This window comes from Paenibacillus motobuensis (genome assembly GCF_039521865.1).
In the GTDB taxonomy this organism is placed as follows: domain Bacteria; phylum Bacillota; class Bacilli; order Paenibacillales; family Paenibacillaceae; genus Fontibacillus; species Fontibacillus motobuensis.
In genome coordinates, this window is sequence record NZ_BAAACX010000018.1 from 135,209 (window position 1) to 158,551 (window position 23,343).

Sequence of the window (23,343 nt, forward strand, 5' to 3'; positions counted from 1 at the left end):
TAAAAGTAAATGCTTCCGAGGTCGTTTTCTACGAAAACGTGTAGCTCCGCTCCTCAGCCCCTAGCTTCATCCAATTGAAGCGTTTCGAAGAAACGCACATCGGAAGGATAAGCTTCGGTGTTGAAAACCGACCTTTTTGAACATACATTTTATGTGGATAGTGTTGAGATTTTTTCAACAACGTTGAGGTGGCCATGCACATGTCTCAACGCTCCACAATAAAATAGCCATGTAATGAATACAACATATGGGAAGTGAGAAAAGAATGAGCGAAGTACATTCGGGTGTAGCTCCTTCTGAAGGAAGTCAATTGGACACAAGTGTTTCCTTTAGAGAGAAGGCGACAAAGGGCAAGGTAGGATTTAGAAGAAAGCTATGGCTGTTCTGGGCACTTCTTGGACCAGGTATTATTTCTTCGCTGTCAAACAATGATGCCGGAGGCATGATCAGTTATACGATGACTGGGGCCGTATTTGGCATAAGCTTCTTCCTCCCATTATTGTTCCTGCTCGCCCCGATTGACTATAACATGCAGGAGATGTCGATGCGTCTAGGGGCGGTCACCAAGACCGAATACAGGGAACTGCTTCTTCGTTATTTCGGGAAGTTCTGGCATTACGCCAGTGTAGCAGCCTTAGGGCTGGCCAACTTGATGTACATTATAACCGAGTTTGTAGGAATGACGGCTGGACTGACCCTTATGGGGCTGCCGCTATGGCTAGCTGATCTCATCAGTTTCGCCTTTGTCAGTTTTGTAATGTTCTTTATGGGGTATTGGTCTAAGGAGCGATTAGGAATACTGGTCGGGGTAGTCAATGTTGTATTCATCATCGTCGCCTTTATGACTCATCCCGATCCCGCTGAGATCGGTAAAGTATTTACCAGCTGGCCGAGTATAACTTGGGACTTAAAATCAGATGGAATGCTGGTATTTATCCTAGCGACCATCGGAAATGCCATCGCTCCATTTATGCTGTATTACAACAACAACACGACGCTAGACAAAGGGTTAACACGCAAAGATTTACGGTTAGGACGCATCGATATTGCTCTGGGCTCTTTGCTTCAGCCGATCTTCGCGGCGGCCGTTATGATCTGCGGTGCGGCACTGATGGGCAATGTGGCTAATCTCGACGATTCCAATCCGGCGGATTTGATTACCGCATTCGTACCGGTTACCGGCCGCATAGGCAGCATTTTGTTCGCCTTGGGATTGTTTAATGCTGGCTGGCTCGCTGCCATTACGATCTCTTTCTCATCAGCCTATACCGTTGCTGGGGCCTTTGGTTGGAAGAGGAGCCAGAACAACAAAATATCAGAAGCGCCGAAGTTCTATGGTCTCTACTTTGGCTGTCTGTTATTAGGGGCTGTCGTAATATTAATTCCGGGCTTGCCGCTTAGTATGCTGGCCGTCTTTACTCAGATTTTTGCAACCATGTTGTTTGTTCCAGATTTGATCTTCCTAGTTCTGCTTACTAACAATCGAAAGGTTATGGGGGAATACGCCAACTCGGGATGGAAACGCCTGCTTGGATGGGGAATCATATCGCTTTATTCAGCGGTATCGGTGGTAACGATTATTTTAACATTAAATGGTACCATGTCTTAAAAATGAAGGAAGGCATCAATTTCATAAGAAGAGGTGAAGGGGTAATGTATTATTATTGCATCGTATGTCAGGGGCTTCATGATGAGAGGTATACGGCGGGGAAAATATTTAAGAAGGGGTATTTTATTGATGATACAGGTACGGGAATCAAGTTCCATCTAGGTATGTGTGATCCGGTCGCTTGGCCGCGATGACGGGGCTGGGAGCCAAACCAACATTGTAATACTTAGAGAGAAGTTGACGGCCAGATCCTTCATCGGTTTGCTGCTCGTAGTAGGTGGAACTTTGTTATTACTGTTCTAAGGGACGGGTCATTAGGCTATATCTTACGTAATAAGGACACCTGGGAGGTGTCCTTATTTAAGTTGAGCGGGCTCACGGATCGACCCTTCAATCGAGGTATATTCTTCTGCCGGTTCTTGCCGATTCCTCTGTTGCACTAATCAATTGATGCAAATAAGCAGCATAATGAAAGTCTGGTGTCTTAGGGTTGTCTGAATTGGACAGAATGTCTTCGGCGAAGGACTGGTGGGCACGGGCTACATTGGTGAGCGGGAACTCCTTCATATCCTCCATCACCACCGTGAAGTCACCCTGCTGACTAGAAGTAATCGCTTGACTCGAAGCGTATTTCACCATGGATATGCTTAGACCGCCGTATTGTGGATGCCCGATGGAACGGTTCTGATAGAGTCGGATGATCCCTTGTTCCCCCTGAATTTCAAGCAAGAATTGAGGGTAGGCTCCGCCCTGTAGATGGATAGATATAGGGATCTCCCGGTTGAATTTGCCTTGGATAAGATACTGATCTTCTATATTTTTGTGGGTCGTACGGCTCTGATCCGTAATGTGGGCTTCGGAATAGTGTGTATGGTGGCTGGCCTGAACTTCGGTAAAATGTCCAAATAGATAGCTCACGATATCCAAAGCGTGACCGCCGTTAATTGTCAGTAGTGTCGCTCCATTGCTGCGTTCCAGAATATAACTGCTGCCGGAGTCCACCCAATTGCCCTTGGCCTGTGTTGAGGACTTCATATTAACAGACAGAATTCTGCCGATCTCTTGCCGATCGATCATCTCCTTGACTCTGTGTACCTCGTCGGACTGGCGCGACTGTAAACCTATGGCATGTCGGACCTGAGAGCCATTGATCTGCGTTATGATCTCGTCGACTTCATTCGCAGTGATGGCCAGAGGCCATTCACAGTAAATATGCTTATTGGCCCGGATTGCATTTAGCACGATTTCGTGGTGATAGGGGGCCTTCACGCTGACAATAACCATGTCGACATCGCTAGATTCGAGCATTTTGTTGTAATCGTCATATGCGCTGACATTTCCAATCTGGTCCGCCGCTTCTCGGGCTGAAGCCATATTTGTAGTCGCTATTGCCGTAATTTTATGAAGCTCGCTGTGGAGCAGAGCCGGAATATGTGTCGAACTGGCCCAGCGGTTTCGAATTGAACCCCCGATGATGCCTGTTTTTATTTTCTTCATCCTGTAACCTCCCTGTCTTTAGCAGTAGTATAATATTACTGTCATATTAAAAAAAATGTATATATTTAATCTATATATCAAAATAAGTGATACGTAAGAGGTGAAGTCCGTTGGATATTGAGAATATGAGAGCATTCATCGCGGTCGCAGAGAACGGAAGCATCTCGTCTGCTGCGCAGGAGTTGCATCAACTGCAATCCAATATGACGGCCAAGATCAAGAAGATCGAGAGCGAATTTGATACAGAACTGTTCTATAGAAGACCAAGAGGGATGAAGTTGAATGAAGAGGGGAAGAAGCTCTATGCCCAATTTAAGAAGATCGTATTGTTATGGGAAGAGACCCGGAGCATGATGAATCAGGAGAATCCAGTGTTGAGAATCGGCCTTATGGTGAGCAAGCATCCGCCAAATTTCAATCAAGCGATGGGGATGTTATATGAGAAGTATAAGAACCTAACGGTGACGATTAGAACCGGGAGTACGCAGAAGATCGAGAATGAAATCGCTGACGGATTGATTGACATCGGCTTCTTGGTTGGGAGAACGGATGTGAGCCCACTTCATTACAAGAAGTACGGAACCGAGAGATTAGTATTGATTGGCAGAAATATTGATAAGCCGCTGAATACGCTCTTGAAGGATGAGAACCTGATTATCTCCTCCAGTAATTGCTATTACAAGAAAGTGTTCGAGCAATTGCTTGAAGATCATCACGTGGTCTGCACAGATTTCGTAGAGATTGCCGCATTTGAATCCTTGATCAGCATGTGTCAGCTCGGCATGGGAATAAGTCTGATTCCAGAATCGGATACAGCCGGGCTAGGAATCAGGGATTACCGAGTGATCGACCATCCTGCTTGTGAACTAGAGAAATATATCTGCTACAGGGAGAATCATAAGATTACCGGGATTGAGCAGCAGCTTATGAATATGCTTGCAACTGCTGATTAGCAGCGGGCAGTGGGGGAGAGGTCTAATTTTGCTCAAGCCATACTATAGATTAACGACACAGCCGGTAAAAGGGAGTAATTCCTGCAAATCTGCAGGTTTTTCTCCATTTTACTGGATTTCGAAGAGAATAGCGAAGAAGCCTGCAGATTTGCAGGCTTTTTCTAAAAACAAGCGATTTCATATGTTAAGAAATGCAGATCTGTAGTTGTTCAATCCCCGTTGCCATTGCAGGCAGGAAAGGGCCCTACTAACTCTGCCGTTAAGATCTTTCCCAAAGGGAGCATCAGAATTTAATCTTCAGACTAACCCCATCCACGAACTTACCTTCGGAACGGGTAATCGGCAGCTTCTGCTCTTCGGAGAAGCCAATCGTCTCCCCGTCCCGTAAAGTAACGTTATATTCGAGCACATAATCGGTAATATTGATCAGGAAGTCGCGTAGGTCGCTAGGGGTGGCCTGGCTGTCGATGATCTCAATCTCATCTTTGCCGAATGCTCGTAACCCGTAGGTATATGCCCCCATACCGGCTTCTGTTCCAACCAGACCGAAGTAGACCAGGTTCAGCAGTGGCAATATGTCATCCTGCTTCATGATCTCGGCCATCTCAATATACGGTTCTGGCTGGAATACGGTTCCTGCGGTATAAATTCCTATCGCATTGGGCAGCTTCAAACAGCTTGCCGCTAGCTTCGTAAATAGCTTGCCGCTATCAAGAGAGGAGCCAGAACGCGTAAAGACAGCCAGAATAATCTGCGCGACATGTGTACGGGTTACCTCGGCAGCTTCTTTCCAGAGATAGTTCGTTTTTGCGTTATGCTCGGCCTCCCCATCCGGTACGGGCGCATCTACGAAGCTAAGTGCCAGAGTGAATCCATCTGCTTCGAAGACTACAGTTCCTTCTTTCTCTGCAGAGCTTGCATCTTCCTCATCAGCCGGTGGGCAGACGATGCCCCAGTCTTCCAGTAAATTTGCCTTGATCTGCTCAAGATCGCATTCATGGGTATTCAGCAGAACGAATCCGTTGAATATGCCGGATGCACCTTCCTGCTCTTCTATATCATCACTTTCCGATTGTTCAGCCTCTATGGCTGCCGCTTGCTTCATCCAGTATTCGCGGATCATCTCGACCATCTTGATGGCTTCCTGCTCAGCAGTGGCCGGATCATACGGCTGCATCTCACTGAAGATATGACCACAGTGCTCTGTATCAGATGGATTCTCATATCCGCCGCAGACTCCGAGCAGCCATTTTCCTAACATCGATTTTTTGTACTTGAAAATATAGTAGTGCATTTCGTGTAGCTCAAATTCCCCCACAATCTCAATTTTGCTAGGCTTTCGCCCAAGCTCATTTTCATGCTCCAGCCATTCGATCATCGATTGCATGGCTGCTTGCTGCTGAATCGTCATTAATTTCTCTCCTTTATCTATACTCCTAATATATTCCTAAATAATAGTATGTTACCAAGTATAAGAATGATAGGCAATGGTACTGGATGGCTAATAGAATGAAATGTTTAGGAATTTAGTTACAAACTCAAAAAAATTAAAGGGAATTAACTCCAATAACACAAACTTCCTTGTCAAATCAATCAAGAGAATCTATAATGATTAGCGTCTAATTGCATATACACTGGATGAAGTTTACGGGAGATAAGCGTCAGGCTTGGCCGAAGGGGCATTAAACTCTCAGGCGCTATAGGGTTGGGAACACCCGACCTTAGGCAGGACCGTAAATGGACAGGACTCTGGAGAGACTCCGTTAATGGAGCACCGAAGGGGCAATACGCGCGCAGGCAGGGTAACAGCCAATGAGCACCGCGTTAAAACTCTCAGGTAAAAGGACAGGGATTGCGGGATCGGTATCGGAATTTATATGTGGTATATAACTTCAATCGATATGTGCTTAGTTTCACATATATAAAGATTGACGTGCCGACAATCTGCAAAATGTCCCCAGAGTCAAATCCGAAGGATTTGACTCTTTTTCATGTCTACTCTAGGAAAATGCAACATCATGAGGGGGAGAAGCAAATGCAAGTATTAGAGCAGATTAACCAATGGGTGTGGGGAGCGCCTTTGCTCATCTTATTAGTGGGAACAGGAATATGGCTGACTTGCCGGCTCGGGCTGCTGCAGGTCATTCGGCTGCCGCTCGCCTTAAGACTGGTATTCAAGGCCAAGAACGAGGGTGAAGGAGACGTGTCGAGCTTCGGCGCTCTGGCGACGGCGCTGGCTGCAACAGTCGGCACAGGGAATATCGTTGGGGTTGCCACTGCAATCCAAGTTGGTGGCCCCGGAGCGTTGTTCTGGATGTGGATGGCCGCATTCTTTGGGATGGCGACAAAGTATGCCGAAGGCTTATTAGCCGTGAAGTACCGGACGATGGATGACAAAGGGCAGGTCTCTGGCGGACCGATGTATTATATTGAGCGGGGGCTGGGGAGGAAGTTCAAGCCGCTTGCTGTATTTTTTGCTATAAGTGGGGTTCTAGTTGCACTCTTCGGCATTGGGACGTTCCCGCAGGTGAATGCGATCGTATCGTCAACGCAGTCGAGCTGGGGCGTACCAGCTATCGTGACGGCGGGGATTATGACGGTGTTAACCGCTTTGGTTACCCTTGGCGGGATTAAGAGCATATCCAAGGTCTCAACGAAGGTTGTACCCTTGATGGCTATTCTTTATATTGTTGCTGCACTAGTCGTGTTGTTCACCTTTGCTGATCAAATCCCGCATGCGGTGGCGCTGGTCTTCGAAAGTGCATTCCAGCCAGCAGCGGCGGGCGGAGGCTTCCTCGGGGCCACGGTGATGATGGCGATCCGTAACGGTGTCGCGCGCGGGGTATTCTCCAACGAATCGGGCCTGGGGAGCGCGCCGATCGCAGCAGCGGCTGCAAAGACCAAGTGGCCGGCGGAGCAGGGACTTGTGTCGATGACGGGTACCTTTTTTGATACGATTATTATTTGTACCCTAACGGGATTAACCTTGATCGTAACAGGGGTATGGCAAGGCGCTGAGCGTGGAGCGATGATGACCCAAGCTGCTTTTGATGCTGCAATCCCATATGGCTCGATCATTCTCACGCTATGTCTGATGCTGTTTGCATTCACGACGATTCTGGGCTGGAACTATTACGGTGAGCGCTGTATCACTTACTTGTTCGGTGTGAAGTCGATCTTGCCTTACCGCATTGTGTTTATCCTCTTGATCGCCTTCGGCGCATTTATTAAGTTGGAGGCTATCTGGTTGCTGGCAGATATAGTGAACGGACTAATGGCATTGCCTAACTTAATCGCTTTATTAGGCTTATCAGGAGTTGTGGTGGTAGAGACCAGGCGGTATATGCAGCACCTGAAAGAAGAGAAGCATTCAGAGCGTACCGCCTCAAAAGTTGCAATTCAGCCTGTCCTGGCGGAGGATGAATAACGGCAGCGGAATATTGTGTCTGAGTAAATTTAAGGCACCTCTATTTCGGGAACGTGGGACTTTGTCTCACCTATACCCGATATAGGGGTGCTTTTTGTTTTCGTTCGAGAGAGACATTTTCGCACTTTCGTCTTAGAATGAGAAGTAATGCAAGAAAGTGGCGACTTAGGAAGATTGCTGCTTAATTTTGGAGCCGTTATGTAGGGCTGGTGGTGCTTGAATGTTTAATCTGATTATGGCAATTCAAATATTGAGCTTCTTTTTTATTTTCAAATCCGTTTCGCGCTACTCATTTACGATTAGAGAAATGATCGTTTGGTTATCTGTCTTTTTACTGATTGGCTGGGTCTCCACGTATTTCGTTGGGGTCTGGGGGGCAGTTTCGTTATTTGCTTGCTTCATTGGTATTTCCTACTTTAAGAATCATAAGCAATTTTCCGCTTTAGGCATTTTTTATGGAGCATATGCCTTAATCATGAATTCGTTTCTGGGCTATTTAGCCGCGATTCCGATCACTTGGCTCGTTCAATTGATTTTCCGGCAGTCATCAGCCAATATTGAGTACCTTCCGTATCTTTTTACGGCGATGGCGCCGCCCATTCTCAATGAACTCCTGCTTCGGCAGGTACGTCGCTTTGTCCCGCAGTTAGGCAAACAGCTCATACGAGAATACGGTAAAATCATTTGGAGATACTGCGGTTCACTTAGAAAATCTCTCACGAACGACGAATACTGACAAGGAAATCAGCGGGATCATAGGCGCTGGGGAGAACTCATTAACCGTCAGAAGTCGTTCGGGGAGCATCGATATCAAATAGAGGATTAGCCTTGAGATGTGATAAATGTCATCGGAACAATTAACTTAAATTTTGAATAATAAGAGGAGATAGTTCTAATGAGAAAAGTCACATAGGAAGGGAGCGTCAGATCATTGGTACTTAATCGTGGAGCAGCGGATCAAGACTATATTCTTGAGCAGGTGGCCCAGTTATTTCAATGCAGAGTGTTATGGAGCGAGGGTCGCCCATGCCTGGAATATAGCAGTTTGGAAGAGTTGGATAAGGTCTCCGAGTATGTCAAAGTCAACTTCGATATGGATATGTTAGATGTGTTCTTTACAGCGGTTGAGAGCCTTCCTCTGGACGACTGATTATTAATTGGACCACTCTCTATCATTTCCATGGAAGTATCTGTTAGTATATTCAGATATAAGCTATAATGGGGGCAAACTTTATGTTAGGAGAGATGGTCTTGCATTTATTTAATCTTTGGTTGAATGAGTCTCAGCTCGAAATGAAGGACAATTTGCTGCAAATCTCTGCACCCGGAAAGACGGATTACTTCATCAATCCAGAGAGCGGCGATGTTAAGAATAATGCGCCTTTCTTATATGCTAATGTGCAAGGTGATTTCGTGCTTCGCGCCAAAGTAAGACATGAATTCATATCTACCTTTGATGGAGCCGCTCTATTTATTATGGATAGCGAGCGTGAGGATCGCTGGGCTAAACTCTGTTACGAATATACGGATCTAAATACATATGCAGTAGTTAGTGTCGTTACCAATGGAGTATCTGACGATGCCAACGGCCAGAACCTGACAGATAAGAGCGTATGGCTGCAAATCGGCCGGAAGGGCGATGCCTTCTCCATGCATTACTCTACGGACGGTTCTCATTATCACATGGTCAGAGTGTTCAACTTGAAAGCCTCGAATACCCTCAAAGTTGGACTGGTCTCCCAATCGCCAACTGGCGAGGGCCTGATTAGTGATTTCTCGGATGTTCAGCTCGAGCAGGTGACGATGGAGAACATCAGAGCGGGGAAATAGAAAGATTGAACCCATAGGAAAATAAATAGGGTGCCCTGAAGTCTGGAAGGACTGGGGCACCCTGTGTATTTTGAGAGACACTTCTACTATCTGATCTCCATCCCGTCCCAAGCCACGGTTATTTCACACGGGAAATCCTGCTTGGCGAACCACTCTGTCAGCTCGGCATGCGTTGAAGTGTAGTGGTTAATATGGGTTAGGTAGATGCGGGAGCCGGCATGAATCGTTCCTTGCTCCAGTAATTTGCGGAATAGCTCCATACAGCTGAATGCGTCTAGATGCCCATCCGGATGGAGCCCGCGCCCCTCAGTCAGGCCGAAGGTGCACTCACTTATCAGCACATCAAGCGCCACGCCTTCCAACGCCTTGAACGTATCCGGTAAATACCACCCCGTATCGACGCCATAATAGTATTTTTTCCCGTCGGCCATTTGCAGCAAGTAGTTGGCGCAGTTCTCGCCCATATTGCCGATATGGTTGCCGCGGTGTGGCGTTACCGTCATGCCCGCTATCTCTACCGGCTTATTGAATTCGAGCTTATGGAAGGCAATAATGCCGCGGTTCTCCAAATCCGCTGTCATCCCCTTGATGATTGGACGGCTCTGCCGGTAGAAATCAACGATCTCATAGGCTTTATCGGTGAAGTAGTAGTGCAATGGTTCATCTTGGTGTTCGATGACCATATTGCGTACATTCATCATCATATAATTCAAATGGTCTTCATGGGTGTGTGTTACAAGCACCTGCTTAAGCTTGGTGAAGTCCCCATATTCGATCGCTTGCTGAAAGGAATCCGCGCTCAGATCGATGCATACCTGCTCATTGAGCCGGATCATCGAGCGGCGCCGGATCTCTGAACCGCCTGTTCGCCGGGCATTGTCGCATACCGGACAGGAGCAGAACGGATTCGGAATCCCTTCGGCCGCGCTCGTACCGTAAAATTTCATGCTGATTTCCCCTTCCCATCTTCCGTGGATAATTACTGCTGATTCCAGCGGTCATAGGCCGCCTGGTAAATCGCAAGATATTTATCCAGATGCATTTTATTGAGTGTACTCACATAATTATCCCACTCATCAAGTGATTTGGCACCTGTAATGAATTTGACCACCTGTTCCTCGGTGTATGCTTCGATATCTGTGGCATAGGTACTCAATTGGATATTCTCATCCTCGGAGAAGTTCGGGATCATCAGCTTCTCATCGGGTACGAGATAAGGGCGGACGACATCCTTATTAGCGATCATCTCAGGAAGTACAGCCGCGCTCTGATCGACCTTCTGTGTAACCCGCTGCGGTATCTGTCCGCCTTGGAAGATCGTATAGTCGGAGAGCGCTTCATCTACAGTAAGGCCATCAGGGTTATTCGCGTATTCATCCTTCAATTTATAGAATCCGTCGCTGTCGATCGTGTAGGTCACATCCTTAATCCCCAGGCGGGCCATGGCGGTCCCTTCTTCACTAAGGAAATAGTCCGCCCAGCGCAGTGTAGCTTCAGGATGCGTATTCTTGCTGGTGATGACAAAGGAGCCGATATCCCGTACCTTCGGGCTGACGCTTGTCCAATAGACATCGCCGTCGATCGCTCTCATGACCGGATTCTGCACGTAATCTCCGCGGTTCTTGCCCATCCATAGATTGTTGTTACCTTTGGCCACGTAGCCGATCCGTTCTTCATCCACCTTGGCTACAACCTGGTTCATATCCTGTGAGAACATCTCCTTATCGATCAAGCCTTCTGCCCAGAACTTGCTGAAGTAGGTCAGCATCTCCTTGAATTTCTCATCTGTGGCGATATAACGGATCTTACCGTTATCATCTACATCCATGTAAGGTGCGATAATTCCCGAATTACCGCCGAAGCCCCAGTTCCCGTAGAACGATTTGAAGAATTCGTTCCCGTTATTGGCTTTCTCCTTGTATCCGGAGAGCGGGATTTCATCAGCCTTGTTATTTCCGTTGGGGTCTTGTTCCTTGAACGCCTTCATGACCTGATAGAACTCATCCATTGTTGTGGGCATTTCAAGTCCGAGCTTGTCCAGCCACTTCTTGTTAATCCATGACGAACCAATGCGCCCGTCGGCTTCGCTGATATTGGGTAGGGAGTAGATATGGCCATCCGCCGAGGTGATCGATTTGCGAATCCCTTCGTCCGCTGCCATCAGCGCGGATAAATTAGGCGCATAGCCGGCTTCGATCAAATCATCAAGCGGGATGATTTGACCCGCGGCCGCATACGAAGTGATAAGCTGTGGTGTCAGACCGGCCCGCATGACGAAGTCAGGCAGATCATTGGAAGCGAACAGAAGGTTTCGGCGCTCTTCAAAAGCGTTCTGTGGCACACTATCCCAGTCAATGATGACATTGGATTTTGACGCGTAGTCTTTTAATCCCGTATGTTGGTTCCAGTCTGTAACAAGCTCATATTTGGCGACAAGCCCCTGGAGATGAATCGGCTTATCGGCAATAGGAAGGCCGGTCTTTGTAATATTGGCCGCGGTCTCTTCATCTTTGGCCGCAACGTCTGCATTCCCTTTGCCAGTCGTCCCACAGGCAGTTAAGGTGAGAAGCGACGCGATTTGTACGAGCGTGATCAGCAAGACAAGTCTCTTTTTCATTATCGTAAGCAACTCCTTTTATATGGTGAACTAGTGAATTCGTGAATTCGTTCTCTCGCAAGCGTCATCCCTTAAGGGCTCCGATCATCATTCCTTTTACGAAATACTTCTGAAGGAATGGGTAGAGCATGAGGATCGGTACGCTCGACACGATAATTACTGCGTATTTGACGCCTTCCGCGACGAGGAATTTGCTCGTGTCCATCTCAATGGAATCCATCATGACATTATCCGATTGGTTCATCACGAGAATCTCGCGGAGGAACAGCTGCAGCGGATATAACGTCCGATCTTTGAGATATATCATCGCCTCGAAGTAGGAGTTCCAATGGTAAACGGCATAGAACAGAACCAGCACGGCCATAATCGGGGCGCTAAGCGGCAGCACGATGGAGAAGAAGGCGCGTATATTGCTGCAACCGTCGATATAAGCCGATTCATAAATCTGCTCGTCTATGGTTGTCTCTAGAAAAGTCCTTGCCACAATCATATTGTAAACGTTGATGGCAGTCGGCAGGATCAGGGCCCACATCGAATTATACAGGCCTAGATCGCGGACGAGCAGGTACATAGGTACGATTCCTCCGCTGAAGAACATCGTGATCGTAAAGAACACCATGCAGGACCTGCGCCAAGGGAAATTCCGGCGCGACAGCGGATAAGCACCCATCATCGTGAGAGCGATATTGACGGCGGTGCCGATGACTGTATACAGAATCGTATTGCGGTATCCGATCCAGATCTCGTGATTCATGAACACCCGCTGATAGGCCTCCAGATTGAACCCCTTCGGAATCAGTCCGACTTTTCCGGAAATGACCAGCTTGGGATCGCTGAGTGAAGCGCTGACTACATAAATGAGCGGGTAGAGGATAGCCAGAACCAGGATCCCGATCAGAATATAAGTTATCGTTAGAAATACGCGATCTCCCTTAGACTCCCGAATGCGCTGTGAAGCTGCTTCCATGGTTTTCCCTCCCTCTAGAACAGACTGCTGCTGCTGTAGCGTTTGGCGATCTTGTTGGCGGCCAACAGCAGTGCGATGTTAATAACGTTATTGAAGAGCCCCACGGCAGTAGAGAATCCGTAATCCATATTGATCAGACCTGTCTTGTAAGCGTAAGTAGATATGACCTCAGACGCCTCAATATTGAGGCTGTTCTGCATAAGAAGAATGCGTTCGTAGCTGAGAGTCATCATCTTCCCCATCTGTAGAATGAATTGAATAACAATGGTCGGCATAATACAAGGGAGATTCACATGAATAATTCTCTTGAACCGACTGGCCCCGTCGATTTGCGCTGATTCATGTAGTTGGGGGTCCACTCCAGATAATGCGGCAATAAAGATAATTGAGTTCCACCCGCTATTTCGCCATATATCAGAGCTGACATAGACTCCGGAGAAATAATCGGGAGAGGTTAGAAAGGGAATCGGAGCGATTCCGAACATCTCTAGAACATTGTTGATATAGCCGTTCTCTCCGGTAAGGAATAAATTGATAATCCCGACGAAAACAACCGTGGAAATGAAATATGGAGCGTAAGTGATCGTCTGAAATGTCTTCTTCAATCTTTCCCGTCTGATCTCATTGAACATAAGCGCAAGGATGATTGGTATTGGGAAGCTGATGAAGGTTTTAAGCAAATTGATGACTAATGTATTCTTTAAAATACGGGCAAATTGGAATGATCCAAACAGCCGCTCGAAATTATCCGTTCCGATCCAGGGGCTCGATGTGATCCCAAGAGCCGGATTGAAGCGTTTGAATGCCAGCTGTACGCCGTACATCGGGCCATAACAGAAAATAAGAAAGTAAAGGATGACTGGGATAATGAAGATCAGGTAATCCCAGTTGTTCCGTATGCCTAGCTTCTTTCTGGCGGATTTATGGACCGAAGCAGGCGCCGATTTAGCCTTTACAGGCATAAGATAAGCCTCCTTCTCCTTAGCAGATCATAGTTGTATATTTGTGGATCAGAACCGAGTCCGGCCGGAATCGCGTTTCTATGGCCTTGATATTAAAGAATCCGCTCGGATGGGGCAATCATCGATATTTGGCTTTTGACGGCAAGGATTGATTTTTGGCGTGAATTTGAACCCGGCAATTTTCGCAGTGAATCGTCTATTTTTGCTATTTGGCTAAGATCAATTGATAACCCTAGTCAAAATTCGTATACTCGATATAATCTTTTTTGCATATTTCATCATGGGAAGTGAGTATTGTGCGGAAAGCCCTGCAATCGAAGCTGTATCGAAATTTTCTTGGCAGGTATTTGCTGATTCTGGCAGTGTCTGGTCTGTTGCTGTTAATTACTAATATTATTTCTCTCTCAAATACCTATCATCGTCTGACGGAGAATACTCATCGATTCATGGCGCACATGACCGAGCAGTTGGATACTCGGATCCTTGATCTGCAGAAGCTGACCTTGTCCGTCTCACATGACACCAGGCTGCTTCCTTATCAATTACACGAGCAGATCAATTACCCGTATTTGATTGCTGATGAACTTGATAAGTTGAAAGCGCCTTCTTCGGAGCTTGATTCGATCGGTTTATTTTATAGGAATACGCCGTATAGCTCATTGGAGGATGTCATCTTCACAGATACGGGGATGTATACGGCGGAGAGCTACGCCAAGCTCATCTGCCGGAGCAAGATCGCACCGGAGAGCCTGCGTTCGCTGATGGAGGACTTAAAGACGCCGATGCTGCTGTCCTCATTAACCAACGAGCATAATCAAGGGGGCAGGGATCATGTATTGTTGCTTCTCGTTCCGTTGGACAGTACGCCTTATTCAAATGGAATCATGATCTATAAATTGAATTATGCGGCTATGATAGACAGCTTCCAGAGGACGATCGACCCGGCAAGCAGTCTGATTATTTTTGATCGCTATGGTACACCGTTCTTCTACTTGGACGGAAGTCCTGATTTGGATTGGAGGGAGCTGGCGCTTGCTGTCCAGAATTCGGAGCAGAGGTTCCGTGGGTATCTTCTCTTGCAGGAAACCTCTGAGAAGCAGCAGTTCCATGTGGTGAACGCTACCCAGCGGAATGCTTATTTCCATGAATATTATGTCGCGCTTACGGTCTCGCTCGGAATTGTACTGCTGTCACTGGGACTTGGGCTGGTGCTTAGCTTCCGCTCGGCCCGCAAGAGCTATGAGCCGATCCAGGAGCTGTCTAGCCGTCTTCCTTCGCTAACGGAGAGATCCATCGCTCATGATGAAGATGAACTTGCCCAGCTCACGCGTTATATCGAGCAAATGAGGGACGAGAGCATTAATATGTCCCATATGATGCATAATCAGGAGATATTGACTCGGAATCAGCTGCTGCTCGCCGTTTTAATGGGCAAATTAAATGTAGATAACACGACGCAGGCTAACCGCAGCGTACTCCATAAGTTGCTTGACAGCCGAGAATGGAGCAATGTGCTGGTGATTATGTTCGATGACTACAATTCGAAGGTGGGAAAAGAGCCGCTAAGCGAGCAGTGGCTGCTGAAATACGCGGTATGCAATGTGTTTGAGAATTTGTCCGGAGAGCATGGTATTAATTATGCGCTGGATCTGGCGATCGATAACGGTATTGTAGGCATCGTATCATGGAATAATGAGTTCGCTGATCAATGGGAGGAGCGAAGTCGGGCATTCGCAGCCCAGGTTCTGAAATTTATGGACAGGCACTTTAAACTTTCCTTGTCCTGTACGATCGGCGAACCTCAATCGGCGGCGGAATTGTACCAATCCTATAATTCAGCCACATCATTGGCTGAGTACCGCATTTTTGCAGGCAAGCAATCGATCATCACCCAGTCGGAGGTCATTCAGCAGCAGAAAATAGAGGAGGATATGGTCGGCGATAAACGCCAGATTACCGATATAGCGGAGGAATTACATACTGCGGTATGCTCGAAGGATCCGGAGAGATTACAGCGATTGATTCAGGAGCTGAAGGAGAGGTTCACTTGGCTGGAGGATGCCTCTGCTTTTCGCCTGACCTTTCTGCAGATGATATTTACTTTGAACCAGATCGTGAACAATATCTCGCTCTCCCACCGCGAAGCGATTAAGTATAAGCTGGAGACGCTGGCTGATCATAAGTCCGAGACGGTCGGAGAGGCCTGTGCCAATCTGCTTGATGTATCCCGCAGCATCCAGGACAGCCTTGGAGAGGATTCGAATGAGGATCGCCTGTATTCTTCAATGCTGAGCTATGTGGCCCAGAATTATGCGGATTACAATCTGAGTCTTTCGACAGTAGCTGAGCAGCTATCCTTGACGCCTTCTTACGTAACACGCTATTTCAAGAACAAGAACGGGCTTCCTCTTATGCAATATGTATCTAGAATTCGTATCGAAAAGGCTAAGGAACTGCTCGAGACGACCAACTTCTCCATCAAAGAGATTGTAGAGCAGGTTGGATTCGTGGATGAGAACAATTTCTCGCGGGCCTTCCGTAAACGTGAGGGGGTTTCTCCTACCAAATACCGCTCTGTCCGGCAGAATTTTTCGAGCTGATGCTTCATCTCACTAATTAGACAGAGAGGCTTGCTAATGACGATTCATTAGCAGGCCTCTTCTCATGTTGCACGGTTCATTGTGAATAAGAATAGCGATTCATGCGGTTCATGGCTGAGCTTAACCCTTAAGATAACTAAGCAGGATATCCTTCAGGATCAGGAGTTGTTCCTTTGGATCCAGGTCAGGCTCAACGGTGAGAATATTCTTCTGCAGGGACAGCTTTCTTGCGAAATTTCCGAATGTGTTGATGACCGTTGTCAGTACTTTATCTACCGGAATATCATTCCTTATGGAGCCGTCCTCCATCCCTTGCTGGATAATGCTTGAGAAGACGTCGGAAATTTGCCGATATATCTTATTAAAGATATCGATATCCTCGATGGGTTCTTTGTAGTAGGCGGCATAGCTCTCGAAATTCTCAAGAAGCTTCACATTGGAACTATCGTCGCTATCGAGCAGAGTTATGAAATCATCAAAGAGAAGGCTAATCTTCTCATAACAGGGCACCTGCATTTCGGCGATCGCTTGGAAGGTATGCAGTACGATTTCCAGATTTCTCGTCGCCACGGCGACGACAAGCTTCTCCTTCTTCGGGAAGAAGCGGAATACGGTGGCTACACCAACGCAAGCTCGATCCGCGATATTCTGCATCGTGGTCTGATCAATGCCTCTTTCTTTGAATACTTCTTCGGCCGCTTCGATGACAAGCTGAATCCTATTCTGTTTGCCGCGTTGTAATTCGTCCTTATGCCTCGTTTTTGGATCCATATAGAAGCCTCCAAAATTGTCGTTATCGTATTATTATATCGTTCCTCCATTGGCTGGACAATGATGGATGTCTGCTGCGGATTTTGCATAGGGGAATTTTTATTTGGGATTTGTCGAGAATAACCGTTGACTAAATATAGGGTAGAGGGGTATACTATATTTGTAATCAGGACGCTCAATGATCTGTACTATATAGTTATGGAATTGAGGAAAGATAATAATAACGCCATAAGTTATTGGCGAACCTTAGAATAATCAGGAGGTAATCGAAATGGAAAATGTATTGCTTAACGTGAAGGGAATGTCTTGCAGTCATTGCGTTAATTCGGTGGAGGGAGCTCTAAAAGAGATCGGGGCAAAAGGAACGGTTGATCTGGAGAAGGGAACGGTTGCTGTAGAGTTCGACGAGAGCAAGCTCTCCATTGACCATATTAAGGAGGCCATCGAGGATCAAGGCTACGACGTTGAGTAATAAAGGTAGTTCAAAAAGTCCGCTTTTGATAAGAAAACCGATCGAAGTCATTCAAGGATGAGCGACCGCGATTCAAATGTAGGTTTTCTTGCGATATAGAATTTCATCAACTCCGTTGATAACGAATAAATTCTATATCTAACACGAAGTAACACTGAGAGCATATTCGACATCGAATCTTGAATTCAGCCAGGCCTTAGCAAATGCTTACGAAGTCATGTTTCCTTCGGAAACATCTCAGGTGCTCACGTACTCACTACGTACGCTCCGCTCCTCAGGCCCTAGCTTCATCCAACCTTCTCGGTGCTGAAAACCGGACTTTTTGAACATGCATTAGAGTAATATCCTAATTTTAAGCGGGTGATATAAATGGAAGGAACAAAGCAGACATCCTTGCAGATAACGGGGATGACTTGTGCGGCCTGTGCGAATCGGATTGAGAAAGGTTTAAATAAGCTCGAAGGCGTCTCGGAAGCGAATGTGAACTTCGCGATTGAGCGGGCGACAGTTACTTATGATCCAAGTGTCGTCGATGTAGCAAGGATGGAGCAGAGCATCCAGAAGCTCGGCTATGACACCATCAAGGAAAAGGTAGAGCTCGAATTAAGCGGCATGACTTGCGCGGCCTGTGCCACGAGAATTGAGAAGACACTGAATAAGATACCCGGTGTGAGTCAAGCGACCGTTAACTTTGCGATGGAGACCGCTCATGTGGAGTATAATCCGGCTGAAGTCAGCGTCCCCGATATGCAGCAAAGGGTAGAGAAGATAGGCTATAAAGCTTCCCTTAAGCAGGAGCAGGCGGATCCATCCGAGCATCGTAAGCAAGAGATAACCCGACAGAAGCGCAAGCTGATCGTGTCGGCGATCCTCTCCTTACCGTTATTGTGGTCGATGGTGGGTCATTTCTCCTTTACAACGTGGATCTGGGTCCCGGATCTTTTCATGAATCCATGGTTCCAACTGATTCTGGCTACGCCAGTTCAGTTCTATATAGGCAGACAGTTCTACATCGGAGCGTACAAAGCGCTTCGCAATGGCAGTGCTAATATGGATGTGCTCATCTCGCTCGGTACGTCTGCAGCTTATTTCTACAGCTTGTATCTAACGATCGCGTGGGCTGCGAACGGCGCTGATGTTCATCATGGACCATCGATGTATTATGAGACCAGTGCCGTGCTAATTACGCTGGTAGTCATGGGTAAGCTGTTCGAAGCACTGGCAAAGGGGCGTTCGTCCGAAGCGATCAAGTCGTTGATGGGCTTGCAGGCGAAGACAGCTCTAGTCGTCCGTAATGGTCAAGAATTAAGTATTCCGATCGAAGAAGTGATTACGGGGGATGTCGTGCTCGTTCGTCCAGGTGATAAAGTTCCGGTTGACGGTGTAGTGCTGGAGGGCATGTCGTCGGTGGATGAGTCGATGCTGACAGGTGAGAGCATTCCCGTGGAGAAGAAGGCGGGCGATACCGTTATAGGCGCAACCATGAACAAGAATGGCATGCTCAGAATTAATGCGACCAAGGTTGGCAAAGAGACGGCACTCGCGCAGATTATTAAAGTCGTGGAAGAGGCCCAAGGCTCGAAGGCGCCGATTCAGCGTGTAGCTGATGTGATTTCTGGCATTTTTGTTCCGATTGTGGTTGGGATCGCGCTTGTTACTTTCCTCATCTGGTACTTCCTTGTCTCTCCGGGGGACTTTGCCGGTTCCTTGGAAAAAGCGATCGCCGTGCTCGTCATTGCCTGCCCTTGTGCGCTCGGTCTCGCTACTCCAACTTCGATTATGGCTGGGTCTGGCCGTGCGGCGGAATTCGGCATCCTGTTCAAAGGCGGCGAGCATCTGGAGCAGACGCATAGGATCGACGCCATTATCCTGGATAAGACAGGTACAGTTACCAAAGGCAAACCTGAGCTTACCGATGTGCTGACAGAACGGAATGAGGCTGAGTTCCTAAGATTAGTTGGTGCAGCGGAGAAAAATTCGGAGCATCCGCTCTCTGAAGCGATCGTCGAGGGAGTCAAGGCGAAGAATATAGATCTGCCGGGTACGGATTCCTTCGAGGCTATTCCCGGATTCGGCATCAAGGCTGTGGTCGAAGGCAACGATATTCTGATGGGTACGCGCCGTTTGATGGATAAGTTTGATGTAGACGCGACAGATGCTTATGCCTCAATGTCGAAGCTGGAGGAATCCGGCAAGACGGCGATGCTGGTCGCGATTAATAATGAATATGCGGGTATGGTCGCTGTAGCTGACACGATTAAGGAGAGCTCGGCGGCAGCGGTAAGCCGTTTGAAGGAAATGGGTCTCCAGGTCATCATGATCACCGGTGACAATGAACGTACGGCTAGAGCGATTGCCGACCAAGTCGGTATCGATCACGTCCGCGCCGAGGTATTGCCGGAAGGCAAAGCCGAGGAAGTGAAGAAGCTGCAGGCAGAAGGCAAGAAGGTGGCTATGGTCGGCGACGGCATCAATGATGCTCCGGCGCTGGCAACCGCAGATATCGGCATGGCGATCGGTACAGGTACGGACGTAGCTATGGAAGCCGCTGATGTAACCTTGATGCGTGGCGACCTGTCCAGTATTCCGGATGCGATCTATATGAGCCGGAAGACGATGCGCAACATTAAGCAGAACCTGTTCTGGGCACTCGGTTATAACACGCTGGGTATTCCGATCGCAGCATTAGGATTCCTGGCGCCTTGGGTAGCCGGGGCCGCTATGGCATTAAGCTCGGTATCTGTTGTTCTGAACGCACTTCGTCTGCAACGTGTGAAGCTTCGAGGATAACTTGATGAATAGAGAGCAGTAGCGAGAGCATGGAACTCAGTGAGGGAGGAGGTGAGACTATGCAAGAAACAACAGTCAAGGTCGAGGGTATGAACTGCGAGAAATGCGCCAGGAAGGTCGAGGGTGCGCTTGAAGCGATTGGTGCTGAGGGACATGCAAACCTGGAAGAGCACACCGTGAATGTAAAATATGACTCATCCAAATTGGGACTTTCAGATATTAAAGCAAGTATTGAAGCGAAAGGCTACCGCATAGCATTGTAATTATAAATAGAACCCCTGCTGGTCGTCGTATCTTCAGGATACTTTAACCGCAGGGGTTCTTTGGTATTTCATAAATGATCGATGCTTGCTCTCTAGTATGTGATGATCATATTGTAAAATAAGACAGACAGCTGTCACTTGCAATATGGTATAACTAACTACATCAATAAAACAAAGGAGTGTTAGCCATGGCAAGTTACGAGTATGCATCCAAACAGGACCTTATTGATACGATTCATTCCCGCTACATACAGCTTGACGCTGAATTTGATGAAATCGAGAACAGCCAAAAGGATAGGCGCATTCCTGAAGTGGACAAGACGCCTGCGGAGATCATCGCTTACCAGCTGGGCTGGCTATCCCTCGTCATGGGCTGGGACAAGGATGAACGAGAAGGCCGGGAAGTACGGATGCCCGCGCCGGGTTATAAATGGAATCAACTTGGCGGACTGTATCAGTCTTTTTACGATGAGCACTCCTCTAAGTCCCTGCCAGAGCTCAGATCCTTATTCCTTGAGAAGGAACAGCAATGGTTGGAATGGATTGAGACTCTGACCGATCAGGAACTCTTCACGCAAGGTGTTCGAAATTGGACGGGAGACAAAGAGAACTGGCCGATGGTCCGTTGGATTCATATTAACTCGGCGGCCCCATTCCAGAGCTTCCGTTCTAAAATTAGAAAGTGGAAGAAGCACACACTACATAGAGCGGCTCGGCAAAATTAATGCATTAAGTCCGGCGCATATAGGCACGCACGGTTAACGGCGCAAAGATCAGGACGATCACCGCAGCGCCGATCAAGGAAATTCCCAAGTCCCAGCCGACAGTGCCAGAGTTGGCCAGATCACGTACGGCCGTTACCAGATGGGAGATCGGATTGAACTTCACGAACCACTGCAGCCAGTTCGGCATCGTCTCCACCGGTACAAAGGCGTTGGAGAGGAATGTGAGCGGGAACAACACGATCATCGAGATTCCCTGTACGCTTGAGGCTGTGCGAGCAATGACGCCAAAGAATGCGAAGATCCAGCTGATTGCCCAGGAGGAGACAATGACGATAATACCGGCAAGGGCGACATGCTCCAGGCCTCCGTCTGGACGGTAGCCCATAATATAGCCCATCACAAAGGTCAGCACGGTCGCAATTGTATAACGGATCGTATCAGCGAGCAGCGCTCCTGCGAGCGGAGCAATCCGTGCGATCGGCAGTGACTTGAAGCGGTCGAACACGCCTTTGTCCATATCCTCGCGCAGCTGGACGCCGGTCACGACAGAGGTCGTGATCACGGTCTGAACGAGAATGCCAGGGATAATGACCGGCAAGTAGCTAGCTACATCGCCAGAGATCGCCCCACCGAAAATATACGTGAACATTAATGTGAACAGGATTGGCTGCAACGTGACGTCGAATAATTGCTCAGGCGTACGGCGGATTTTGAGCAGTCCGCGGTAGGCCATCGTAAGCGAATTGCGCAGCGATTGCATGAAGCTGGTATTGTTTTTTAATTTGCGTTCAGATACAGCTTGAATGGAAGTTCTCATACTGTCGTTCCCTCCATGGTTTTGGATTCATAGGCTGGTGCAGTGGCATCCTTCCCCGTATCCGTTGCCCGTTGGCCGGTGATCGTCAGGAATACCTCGTCGAGAGTCGGCTTCTGCACGCTCATCTCGGATAGAGCAATTCCTTCGCCACGGAGTGCGATCAGCAGATCGGTGACGAGATCAGCACTTGCCATCGGCGCCGTGATCTCACCGGCCTCCGAAGATATGCTCGACGGCACCTTCAGCACCTGCTCGATCATGCGGCGAGTCTTCTCAATGTCCTGCGCATGCTGCACCCGCATATGCAGGGAGGAAGTGCCGACGGACATCTTCAGCTCATCGGCAGTGCCTTCGGCGATGACCCGTCCATAATCAATTACGGCGATCCGGTCAGCCAGTTGATCGGCCTCTTCCAGATACTGCGTTGTAAGTAGCACGGTTGATCCCGTATCCACTAACCGGCGAATCGTATCCCACATCTGGGAACGCGTGCGCGGGTCGAGCCCGGTAGTTGGTTCATCGAGGAAGATGAGTGGTGGCTGGGCGATCAGGCTGGCAGCCAGGTCCAGTCTGCGCCGCATGCCGCCAGAGAAATTTTTGAGCGGACGCTTAGCCGCCTCGGACAAGCCGAATTCCTCAAGCAGTTCCACAGCCTTGCTCTTTGCCTCTTTACGCGAGAGGCCGAGCAAGCGCGAGAAGATGATCAAGTTCTCGGTAGCGCTGAGCGACTCGTCGACAGAAGCATATTGCCCCGTTACACCGATCAACTGACGTACAATCTGCGATTCCTTGACTACATCATGGCCGAAGATCTTCGCTGTTCCGGCATCCGGACGCAGCAGTGTGGCCAGCATACGAATCGTTGTTGTCTTGCCCGCTCCGTTAGGTCCAAGCACACCATAGATCGAACCTGCGCGTACATTTAAATCCACACCATCCACCGCACGATTATCTCCAAATACTTTGACCAGACCGCTTGCCTCCACGGCCCAGTTGCTATTAGTTTCTTTGTATTTCTGTCCCAATTTTATTTCCTCCAATCC

General features: G+C 48.0%; 21 protein-coding genes and 1 riboswitch. Of the genes, 12 read left to right on the plus strand and 9 right to left on the minus strand.

What is annotated here, in order from left to right; genetic code table 11:
* Positions 1-265: 265 nt before the first annotated feature.
* Together ABD014_RS20055 and ABD014_RS20060 are read left to right on the plus strand one after the other, a co-directional pair.
* A complete protein-coding gene (locus ABD014_RS20055; protein ID WP_343864162.1) occupies positions 266-1,609 on the plus strand; it encodes an NRAMP family divalent metal transporter in 1,344 nt (447 codons plus the stop codon).
* A gap of 44 nt (positions 1,610-1,653) precedes the next feature.
* Complete coding sequence (locus ABD014_RS20060; RefSeq protein ID WP_343864164.1) at positions 1,654-1,803, plus strand: DUF3973 domain-containing protein; 150 nt, start codon at positions 1,654-1,656, stop codon at positions 1,801-1,803.
* Positions 1,804-1,999: 196 nt separating this feature from the next.
* On the opposite strand, the gene ABD014_RS20065 is transcribed toward ABD014_RS20060, so the two are convergent.
* Positions 2,000-3,106, minus strand: a complete 1,107-nt coding sequence (locus ABD014_RS20065) for a Gfo/Idh/MocA family protein (RefSeq protein ID WP_343864166.1) — start codon at positions 3,104-3,106, stop codon at positions 2,000-2,002.
* Between the two features lie 110 nt (positions 3,107-3,216).
* Here ABD014_RS20065 and ABD014_RS20070 point away from each other — a divergent pair, with 110 nt between their 5' ends.
* Positions 3,217-4,059 carry a LysR family transcriptional regulator gene (locus ABD014_RS20070; protein WP_343864168.1) on the plus strand — a complete coding sequence of 281 codons (843 nt, stop codon included), beginning with the start codon at positions 3,217-3,219 and terminating at the stop codon, positions 4,057-4,059.
* A 283-nt stretch (positions 4,060-4,342) separates the two neighbouring features.
* Here the strand turns inward: ABD014_RS20070 and ABD014_RS20075 are convergent, their stop codons facing one another.
* Positions 4,343-5,470, minus strand: coding sequence for a DUF4261 domain-containing protein (locus ABD014_RS20075; RefSeq protein WP_343864170.1), 1,128 nt, complete (start codon positions 5,468-5,470; stop codon positions 4,343-4,345).
* Between the two features lie 328 nt (positions 5,471-5,798).
* Positions 5,799-5,918: riboswitch (glycine riboswitch) on the plus strand.
* Between the two features lie 176 nt (positions 5,919-6,094).
* Here ABD014_RS20075 and ABD014_RS20080 point away from each other — a divergent pair.
* From ABD014_RS20080 to ABD014_RS20095, 4 genes are all read left to right on the plus strand, one after another.
* The gene (locus tag ABD014_RS20080) at positions 6,095-7,486 is read left to right on the plus strand and encodes an alanine/glycine:cation symporter family protein (RefSeq protein WP_343864172.1); all 1,392 of its coding nucleotides are present in this window, start codon (positions 6,095-6,097) and stop codon (positions 7,484-7,486) included.
* A 220-nt stretch (positions 7,487-7,706) separates the two neighbouring features.
* On the plus strand, positions 7,707-8,222 hold the full coding sequence (locus tag ABD014_RS20085) for a hypothetical protein (RefSeq protein ID WP_343864174.1): 516 nt from the start codon (positions 7,707-7,709) through the stop codon (positions 8,220-8,222).
* A gap of 195 nt (positions 8,223-8,417) precedes the next feature.
* Positions 8,418-8,636 carry a hypothetical protein gene (locus ABD014_RS20090; RefSeq protein ID WP_343864175.1) on the plus strand — a complete coding sequence of 73 codons (219 nt, stop codon included), beginning with the start codon at positions 8,418-8,420 and terminating at the stop codon, positions 8,634-8,636.
* 95 nt (positions 8,637-8,731) lie between these two features.
* The gene (locus ABD014_RS20095) at positions 8,732-9,316 is read left to right on the plus strand and encodes a DUF1349 domain-containing protein (RefSeq protein ID WP_343864529.1); all 585 of its coding nucleotides are present in this window, start codon (positions 8,732-8,734) and stop codon (positions 9,314-9,316) included.
* 86 nt (positions 9,317-9,402) lie between these two features.
* Here ABD014_RS20095 and ABD014_RS20100 read toward each other — a convergent pair whose 3' ends face one another.
* From ABD014_RS20100 to ABD014_RS20115, 4 genes are all read right to left on the minus strand, one after another.
* Positions 9,403-10,263, minus strand: coding sequence for an MBL fold metallo-hydrolase (locus tag ABD014_RS20100; RefSeq protein ID WP_343864177.1), 861 nt, complete (start codon positions 10,261-10,263; stop codon positions 9,403-9,405).
* A gap of 32 nt (positions 10,264-10,295) precedes the next feature.
* Positions 10,296-11,933: a type 2 periplasmic-binding domain-containing protein gene (locus ABD014_RS20105; protein WP_343864179.1), complete on the minus strand. Its 1,638-nt coding sequence runs from the start codon at positions 11,931-11,933 to the stop codon at positions 10,296-10,298.
* A 64-nt stretch (positions 11,934-11,997) separates the two neighbouring features.
* The gene (locus ABD014_RS20110) at positions 11,998-12,900 is read right to left on the minus strand and encodes a carbohydrate ABC transporter permease (protein WP_343864181.1); all 903 of its coding nucleotides are present in this window, start codon (positions 12,898-12,900) and stop codon (positions 11,998-12,000) included.
* A 14-nt stretch (positions 12,901-12,914) separates the two neighbouring features.
* Positions 12,915-13,862: an ABC transporter permease gene (locus ABD014_RS20115; RefSeq protein ID WP_343864183.1), complete on the minus strand. Its 948-nt coding sequence runs from the start codon at positions 13,860-13,862 to the stop codon at positions 12,915-12,917.
* Positions 13,863-14,158: 296 nt separating this feature from the next.
* Between ABD014_RS20115 and ABD014_RS20120 the strand changes: the two genes are divergently transcribed.
* Entirely contained in the window at positions 14,159-16,462 is a 2,304-nt protein-coding gene (locus tag ABD014_RS20120) for a helix-turn-helix transcriptional regulator (RefSeq protein ID WP_343864185.1), read from the plus strand.
* A gap of 120 nt (positions 16,463-16,582) precedes the next feature.
* Here the strand turns inward: ABD014_RS20120 and ABD014_RS20125 are convergent, their stop codons facing one another.
* Positions 16,583-17,233: a TetR/AcrR family transcriptional regulator gene (locus ABD014_RS20125; RefSeq protein ID WP_343864187.1), complete on the minus strand. Its 651-nt coding sequence runs from the start codon at positions 17,231-17,233 to the stop codon at positions 16,583-16,585.
* A 271-nt stretch (positions 17,234-17,504) separates the two neighbouring features.
* On the opposite strand from ABD014_RS20125, the gene ABD014_RS20130 reads away from it, so the two are divergent.
* From ABD014_RS20130 to ABD014_RS20145, 4 genes are all read left to right on the plus strand, one after another.
* On the plus strand, positions 17,505-17,705 hold the full coding sequence (locus tag ABD014_RS20130; protein ID WP_343864189.1) for a copper ion binding protein: 201 nt from the start codon (positions 17,505-17,507) through the stop codon (positions 17,703-17,705).
* A 369-nt stretch (positions 17,706-18,074) separates the two neighbouring features.
* On the plus strand, positions 18,075-20,495 hold the full coding sequence (locus ABD014_RS20135) for a heavy metal translocating P-type ATPase (RefSeq protein ID WP_343864191.1): 2,421 nt from the start codon (positions 18,075-18,077) through the stop codon (positions 20,493-20,495).
* A gap of 59 nt (positions 20,496-20,554) precedes the next feature.
* Complete coding sequence (locus tag ABD014_RS20140) at positions 20,555-20,758, plus strand: heavy-metal-associated domain-containing protein (RefSeq protein ID WP_343864192.1); 204 nt, start codon at positions 20,555-20,557, stop codon at positions 20,756-20,758.
* A 188-nt stretch (positions 20,759-20,946) separates the two neighbouring features.
* Positions 20,947-21,483, plus strand: coding sequence for a ClbS/DfsB family four-helix bundle protein (locus tag ABD014_RS20145; RefSeq protein ID WP_343864194.1), 537 nt, complete (start codon positions 20,947-20,949; stop codon positions 21,481-21,483).
* Between the two features lie 4 nt (positions 21,484-21,487).
* Here ABD014_RS20145 and ABD014_RS20150 read toward each other — a convergent pair whose 3' ends face one another.
* Entirely contained in the window at positions 21,488-22,300 is an 813-nt protein-coding gene (locus tag ABD014_RS20150) for an ABC transporter permease (protein WP_343864196.1), read from the minus strand.
* Positions 22,297-23,325 carry an ATP-binding cassette domain-containing protein gene (locus ABD014_RS20155; protein WP_343864198.1) on the minus strand — a complete coding sequence of 343 codons (1,029 nt, stop codon included), beginning with the start codon at positions 23,323-23,325 and terminating at the stop codon, positions 22,297-22,299. The genes ABD014_RS20150 and ABD014_RS20155 overlap by 4 nt, the downstream gene beginning before the upstream one ends.
* Between the last annotated feature and the right edge of the window lie 18 nt (positions 23,326-23,343).

What these genes read in the sequence shown, in the direction of transcription:
- ABD014_RS20105 (WP_343864179.1), bottom strand. Translation starts at nt 11,933, where the DNA reads ATGAAAAAGAGACTTGTCTTGCTGATCACGCTCGTACAAATCGCGTCG.
- ABD014_RS20075 (WP_343864170.1), bottom strand. Translation starts at nt 5,470, where the DNA reads ATGACGATTCAGCAGCAAGCAGCCATGCAATCGATGATCGAATGGCTG.
- ABD014_RS20135 (WP_343864191.1), top strand. Translation starts at nt 18,075, where the DNA reads ATGGAAGGAACAAAGCAGACATCCTTGCAGATAACGGGGATGACTTGT.
- ABD014_RS20085 (WP_343864174.1), top strand. Translation starts at nt 7,707, where the DNA reads ATGTTTAATCTGATTATGGCAATTCAAATATTGAGCTTCTTTTTTATT.
- ABD014_RS20115 (WP_343864183.1), bottom strand. Translation starts at nt 13,862, where the DNA reads ATGCCTGTAAAGGCTAAATCGGCGCCTGCTTCGGTCCATAAATCCGCC.
- ABD014_RS20100 (WP_343864177.1), bottom strand. Translation starts at nt 10,263, where the DNA reads ATGAAATTTTACGGTACGAGCGCGGCCGAAGGGATTCCGAATCCGTTC.
- ABD014_RS20095 (WP_343864529.1), top strand. Translation starts at nt 8,732, where the DNA reads ATGGTCTTGCATTTATTTAATCTTTGGTTGAATGAGTCTCAGCTCGAA.
- ABD014_RS20110 (WP_343864181.1), bottom strand. Translation starts at nt 12,900, where the DNA reads ATGGAAGCAGCTTCACAGCGCATTCGGGAGTCTAAGGGAGATCGCGTA.
- ABD014_RS20130 (WP_343864189.1), top strand. Translation starts at nt 17,505, where the DNA reads ATGGAAAATGTATTGCTTAACGTGAAGGGAATGTCTTGCAGTCATTGC.
- ABD014_RS20080 (WP_343864172.1), top strand. Translation starts at nt 6,095, where the DNA reads ATGCAAGTATTAGAGCAGATTAACCAATGGGTGTGGGGAGCGCCTTTG.
- ABD014_RS20145 (WP_343864194.1), top strand. Translation starts at nt 20,947, where the DNA reads ATGGCAAGTTACGAGTATGCATCCAAACAGGACCTTATTGATACGATT.
- ABD014_RS20060 (WP_343864164.1), top strand. Translation starts at nt 1,654, where the DNA reads ATGTATTATTATTGCATCGTATGTCAGGGGCTTCATGATGAGAGGTAT.
- ABD014_RS20150 (WP_343864196.1), bottom strand. Translation starts at nt 22,300, where the DNA reads ATGAGAACTTCCATTCAAGCTGTATCTGAACGCAAATTAAAAAACAAT.
- ABD014_RS20065 (WP_343864166.1), bottom strand. Translation starts at nt 3,106, where the DNA reads ATGAAGAAAATAAAAACAGGCATCATCGGGGGTTCAATTCGAAACCGC.
- ABD014_RS20125 (WP_343864187.1), bottom strand. Translation starts at nt 17,233, where the DNA reads ATGGATCCAAAAACGAGGCATAAGGACGAATTACAACGCGGCAAACAG.
- ABD014_RS20140 (WP_343864192.1), top strand. Translation starts at nt 20,555, where the DNA reads ATGCAAGAAACAACAGTCAAGGTCGAGGGTATGAACTGCGAGAAATGC.
- ABD014_RS20055 (WP_343864162.1), top strand. Translation starts at nt 266, where the DNA reads ATGAGCGAAGTACATTCGGGTGTAGCTCCTTCTGAAGGAAGTCAATTG.